This is a genomic window from Streptomyces sp. S6, from assembly GCF_054880855.1.
Window position 1 is genome coordinate 1 of the sequence record NZ_JBTYMC010000379.1, and the last position, 5,663, is coordinate 5,663.

General features: G+C 72.1%; 5 protein-coding genes. 4 read left to right on the forward strand and 1 reads right to left on the reverse strand.

The genetic code is table 11. From position 1 onward, the window contains the following. The 3 genes from ACVNF4_RS31640 to ACVNF4_RS31650 form a co-directional block, all read left to right on the forward strand. The coding region (locus ACVNF4_RS31640) for a carbonic anhydrase (protein ID WP_461806314.1) at window positions 1-593 on the forward strand (593 nt) is incomplete at its 5' end. Window positions 594-639: 46 nt separating this feature from the next. Beyond that, the gene (locus tag ACVNF4_RS31645) at window positions 640-2,295 is read left to right on the forward strand and encodes a SulP family inorganic anion transporter (RefSeq protein WP_461806315.1); all 1,656 of its coding nucleotides are present in this window, start codon (window positions 640-642) and stop codon (window positions 2,293-2,295) included. Window positions 2,296-2,330: 35 nt separating this feature from the next. After that, the gene (locus tag ACVNF4_RS31650) at window positions 2,331-2,771 is read left to right on the forward strand and encodes a hypothetical protein (protein ID WP_461806316.1); all 441 of its coding nucleotides are present in this window, start codon (window positions 2,331-2,333) and stop codon (window positions 2,769-2,771) included. 444 nt (window positions 2,772-3,215) lie between these two features. Here ACVNF4_RS31650 and ACVNF4_RS31655 read toward each other — a convergent pair whose 3' ends face one another. Beyond that, window positions 3,216-4,604 (reverse strand): cystathionine beta-synthase, encoded by a 1,389-nt coding sequence (locus ACVNF4_RS31655; protein WP_461806317.1) that lies wholly within the window; start codon window positions 4,602-4,604, stop codon window positions 3,216-3,218. Window positions 4,605-4,743: 139 nt separating this feature from the next. Between ACVNF4_RS31655 and ACVNF4_RS31660 the strand changes: the two genes are divergently transcribed. Further along, on the forward strand, window positions 4,744-5,663 hold a 920-nt coding region (locus ACVNF4_RS31660; protein WP_461806318.1), incomplete at its 3' end, for an SGNH/GDSL hydrolase family protein.

The following is a 5,663-nucleotide window of genomic DNA, read 5'->3' on the forward strand; positions in this document are numbered from 1 at the left end:
GGCCACCCCGCCGCCCCGGCCCCCCGACCACCGCCCGTACCGCCCTGGACGAACTCCTCGCCGGCAACGCCCGTTACGCCGCGGGCCGCTCCAGCCACCCCCACGAGGACGGCCGCCTGCGCCGTACCCTCGCCGGTGGCCAGCACCCGTACGCGATCGTCCTCGGCTGCATCGACTCCCGCGTCCCGCCGGAGCTGATCTTCGACCAGGGCCTCGGCGACCTGCTCTGCATAAGGACGGCGGGCCCGGTGCTGGACGAGGCGGTCCTCGGCTCCGTCCAGTACGGCGTCACCGAACTCGGCATCCCCCTCGTCCTCGTCCTCGGCCACGAGCGCTGCGGCGCCATCGCCGCCACCCTCGACCACCTCCGCACCGGCGACGACGTCCCCGGCCACCTCGAACTCCTCGTCGAGGAGATCACCCCCGCCGCCCACCGCACCCGCGCCACCCCCGGCGACTGGGCCGAGCACACCATGACCGCCCACACCACCTGGGTCCGCGACGCCATCCGCACGGACCCGGCGTTCGCCGCCGCCCAGGTGACGGCCGCACGGTTCGACCTGGACACGGGCGTGGTGTCCCTCCTGCCGTGAACAACCCCGTGCCTCATCACGAACGACCCCGCAAAGAAGCGCGTCGATGAACCTCCCCCTCCCCACCCCCGCAGACCTCCGCACCCTCACCCACGAACCCCGCCGCAACCTCCTGTGCGGCCTGACCGTCGCCGTCGTCGCCCTCCCCCTCGCCCTCGGCTTCGGCGTCAGCTCCGGCCTCGGCGCCGCCTCCGGGCTGGCCACCGCGATCGTCGCCGGCGCCCTCGCCGCACTCTTCGGCGGCAGCGCCCGCCAGGTCTCCGGCCCGACCGGCGCCATGACCGTCGTCCTCGTCCCGATCGTCCACCACTACGGCGCCGACGGCGTCCTCACGGTCGGCCTCCTGGCAGGCCTCATCCTTCTCGCCCTCTCCTTCGCGAGGGCGGGTGCGGCCATGACCTACGTCCCCGCCCCCGTCATCGCCGGTTTCACCATCGGCATCGCCGCCGTCATCGCCCTCCAGCAGATCCCGAACGCCTTGGGGGTCCCTCTGCCGCAGGGCGAGCAGGTGGCCGTGGTGGCGGGGAGGGCGGTGGAGGAGTTCGGAGCACATCCGCACTGGGCCGCTCTGTTGCTGGCGGCGGGTTCGGCGGGGGTGGTGCTGGCGGGGGCGAGGTGGCGGCCGGGGGTGCCGTTCTCGCTGGTGGCGGTGGGGGTGGGGGTGGTGCTGCCGCTGGACGTGACGAGAATCGGCGCGCTGCCGTCGTCGCTGCCGACGCCGTCGCTGGCGTTCTTGAACGTGGCCGACATCCCGACGCTCCTGCCGTCGGCGGTAGCAGTAGCGGCCTTGGCCGCACTGGAGTCTCTACTCTCCGCATCGGTGGCGGACCGAATGTCTGCGAACCGGCGCGCGGAAGGGTCTTCTAGGGGCGCGGGGCTGTGTTCATCTGCGGCTCCGCCGCAGGGCGCGACCAGCCACAACGCACCCGCACCGAACCACGACCCCTCCAAAGAACTCTTCGGCCAGGCAATCGCCAACCTGGCCGCCCCCCTCTTCGGCGGCGTCCCCGCCACCGGCGCCATCGCCCGCACAGCGGTGAACGTCCGCACCGGCGCCACCTCCCGCCTGGCGGCCCTCACCCACGCGGTGATCCTCGCCGGCATCGTCACAGCGGCAGCCCCCTTGGTCGCCCGCATCCCCCTCTCCGCCCTCGCCGGTGTCCTCCTCGCGACAGCGATCCGCATGGTCGAGACGGGCCCGGTGCGGGAGATGGCCCGCGCCACCAAGGGCGACGCCCTCGTCCTCGTCCTCACCGCCGCCTCGACCCTCGCCCTGGACCTCGTCCGAGCCGTCCTCATCGGCCTGGCCGTCTCCGTCGTCCTCGCCCTGAAGGCCGCCGCGACGAACACCCGCCTCACCCCGGCCGCCTCGGACGAACTCCCCGGCGCCGAGTCGGTGAGCTTCCGCTACGACGGCCCCCTCCTGTTCGCCGGCGCCGACAGCCTGCGCCGCGCGCTGACGGACGTGGACGGGGTGAACGCGGTCGAGCTGAAGCTGTCGGGGCTGACGGCGGTGGACGCGACGGGGGCGCTGGCGCTGAAGGAGGCGGTGGGGGAGCTGCGCGGGAGGGGGGTGGACGTGCGCCTGAGCGACGTCGGCCCCGCACACCGCCGCACGCTGGAGTCCGTGGGCGTCCTCCCGGCGAGCCCCCGCCCGAAGACGGGGGATATCCCCCGTGCGGCGGGGGTTCCCGCTCCCTAGCCTGGTAGAGGCTTCAGGGTATTGAGGAGACGACGATGACAGCGGGCCGGGACACCGAACTGAAGAAGGAACTCGACGCGACGCTCCACGCGCGCCGGGAGCTGGGTGAGGAGTACGACTCGGCGCTGGTCGAGTCGTTCCTGGAGAAGGTGGACCAACGCATCGACGGCGCGGTGGACCGCAGGGTCCGCCGCCAGTTCGCCGAGCAACAGATGTCCGCCGCCCGAAGCACCCGCAACCCGGCTGCCGCCGACTCCTGGGGAGAACGCTTCGGCTTCGGCATCGTCACCCTCGTCCTAGCCATCCCCCTCTCCGCCATCGGCGTCGTCAACGCCGACCTCCCCGGCCTCCTCGTCACCTGGGCCGGCATCGTAGGCGTCAACGCGGCCCACGCCTTCCGCGCCACCCCGGCCCTACTGGACGCGATCAGGGGCCGCCGAGGGAAGAACGACGACGAGGACCGCTGGAAGGACTGACACAGTCCTGAGCCGAAGAAAAAAGCGAAGACGGCCGCAACCATCAATTGAGCACCCCGACGGCGAGCAACCACCTCCGCGAGAGCGGCGCCGGTTTAGGCGCAAAATACAGCGGGGACCGCCGCACCCCCGGTGAGGGGGGCGGGACGACGGCGGTCCCCGCGAGAGACGCGGGATGAACCCTGCGTCCTGGCGTCTGTGGAGGTCCGGGAGCCGCTCCGGAGGTCCGTGACGCCGTTCGGTTTGCCGGCCCGGCGGGGAGCCGCTCCCGCCTGCCGACACCCACTAATCTGCCGGACTCGTGTTAAGCGAGTGCTGCGCGGACGTGACGCGTTCGTACCACTTCCACGAAGTCCACCGATTCGGTGGACAAAGGGAAGTCCGACGGCCGCACCGGGGGTTCACCGCAGGTTTCCCCGCCGTGCACCCCCGCCGCCGCGCGTCTTACTTGCCGCCCTTGGCGAGGAACGCCAGCAGGTCCTGCCGACTGACGACCCCCTTCGGCTTCCCTTCGACCAGCACGATCGCCGCGTCCGCCACCCCCAGCACCGACATCAGGTCCGCGACGGGCTCCCCGGAGCCGACCTGCGGCAGCGGCGCGGACATGTGCTTCTCCAGCGGGTCGACGAGCGACGCCCGGTTGTTGAACAGCGCGTCCAGCAGCTCCCGCTCGACGACGGACCCGACGACCTCGGCGGCCATCACGTCCGGGTGCCCGGCCCCCGGCTTCACGACCGGCATCTGGGAGACGCCGTACTCCCGCAGCACCTCGATCGCCTCGCCGACGGTTTCCTCGGGGTGCATGTGCACGAGCGAGGGGATCGCCCCGTGCTCCTTGTCGTTCAGAACGTCGCTGACGCGCGCGCTCGGACCGTCGTCCTCAAGGAAGCCGTAGTCCGCCATCCACTCGTCGTTGAAGATTTTTGAAAGGTACCCGCGCCCGCTGTCCGGCAGCAGGACGACGACGACGTCGTCCGGGCCGAGCCCCTCGGCCACCCGCAGCGCCGCCACGACGGCCATCCCGCAGGACCCGCCGACCAGCAGCCCCTCCTCCTTCGCGAGGCGGCGGGTCATCTGGAAGGAGTCCTTGTCGGAGACGGCGACGATGTCGTCGGCGACCGTCCGGTCGTAGGCGGTCGGCCAGAAGTCCTCACCGACGCCCTCGACGAGGTACGGACGGCCGGAGCCGCCGGAGTACACCGAGCCCTCCGGGTCCGCGCCGATCACCTTGACCTTGCCGTCGCTGGCGTCCTTCAGGTACCGGCCGGTCCCGGAGATCGTGCCGCCCGTGCCGACGCCCGCGACGAAGTGCGTGATCTTCCCCTCCGTCTGCTCCCACAGCTCGGGGCCGGTGGAGTGGTAGTGGGAGAGGGGGTTGTTCGGGTTGGAGTACTGGTCCGGCTTCCACGCGCCCGGCGTCTCACGGACGAGGCGGTCGGAGACGTTGTAGTACGAGTCCGGGTGCTCCGGGTCGACGGCCGTGGGGCAGACGACGACCTCGGCGCCGTACGCCCGCAGCACGTTGATCTTGTCCAGGCTCACCTTGTCGGGGCACACGAAGATGCACTTGTACCCCTTCTGCTGGGCCACGATCGCCAGGCCCACACCGGTGTTCCCGCTGGTCGGCTCCACGATCGTGCCGCCCGGCTGAAGCGCCCCGCTCTCCTCGGCCGCCTCGATCATCCGCAGGGCGATGCGGTCCTTCACGCTGCCGCCGGGGTTGAAGTACTCGACCTTCGCGAGGACTGTCGCCTGGATGCCCTGGGTGACGCTGTTGAGCCTGAGCAGCGGGGTGTTGCCGACGAGGCTGATCATCGAGTCGTGGAATTGCACCGTTGTCTCCGGTTGCTTGCAAAAAACGTGGTCGTGATGGTTCCGCCAGCCTAAGGCTCGTTCACTCCCAGGGGAGATTGGCCGGTGGGGCGTACGGGGCAAGGAGAGGTTGTACGGCGACGAGGAGGTGGCGGCGGGGATGACCAGCATGTCCAGGGCACGAGTGGCCCGACGGATCGCGGCGGGCGCCGCGTACGGCGGTGGCGGAATCGGACTGGCCGGAGCGGCGGCCGTGGGGCTGCTGCTCGCGGAGGCGCAGTGGGCGCGGAGGCAGGTGGAGAACGGGGGGGCTGTGCGGGTGCCTCGGGCGGACGGGTTGTACGGGGCCGGGTATGCGGGTTCGGGCGCGGGCGCGGGCGCGGGTTCCGGTGACGAGCCGTTGCGGTTCGTTCTGCTCGGGGACTCCACCGCCGCCGGTCAGGGTGTGCACCGGGCCTCCCAGACGCCGGGTGCGCTGCTCGCGTCCGGCCTCGCCGCTGTCGCGGAGCGCCCCGTGCTGCTGCGCAACGTCTCCCACCCCGGCGCCCAGTCCGACGACCTCGACCGGCAGGTCGCCCTCGTCCTCGGCTCCGCCGAACAGGTGCCGGACATCTGCGTGATCATCGTCGGCGCGAACGACGTCACGCACCGCATGCCGGCGACGCGTTCCGTCCGTCACCTCTCCTCGGCGGTACGGCGGCTGCGGACGGCCGGTGCGGAGGTCGTCGTCGGCACGTGTCCCGACCTCGGGACGATCGAGCCGGTCGGGCAGCCGTTGCGCTGGCTGGCCCGCCGGGCGTCCCGCCAGTTGGCGGCGGCGCAGACGATCGGGGCGGTGGAGCAGGGGGGCCGGACGGTCTCGCTGGGGGATCTCCTCGGGCCCGAGTTCGAGGCGAATCCCCGTGAACTGTTCGGTCCCGACCACTACCACCCGTCCGCCGAGGGGTACGCGACCGCCGCCATGGCCGTCCTGCCCACTCTCTGCGCGGCCCTCGGCCTGTGGCCCGCCGAGGAGGAGCGGCCGGACGTCTCGCGCCGCGAGGGGTTCCTGCCGGTCGCCCGCGCGGCCGCGGAGGCGGC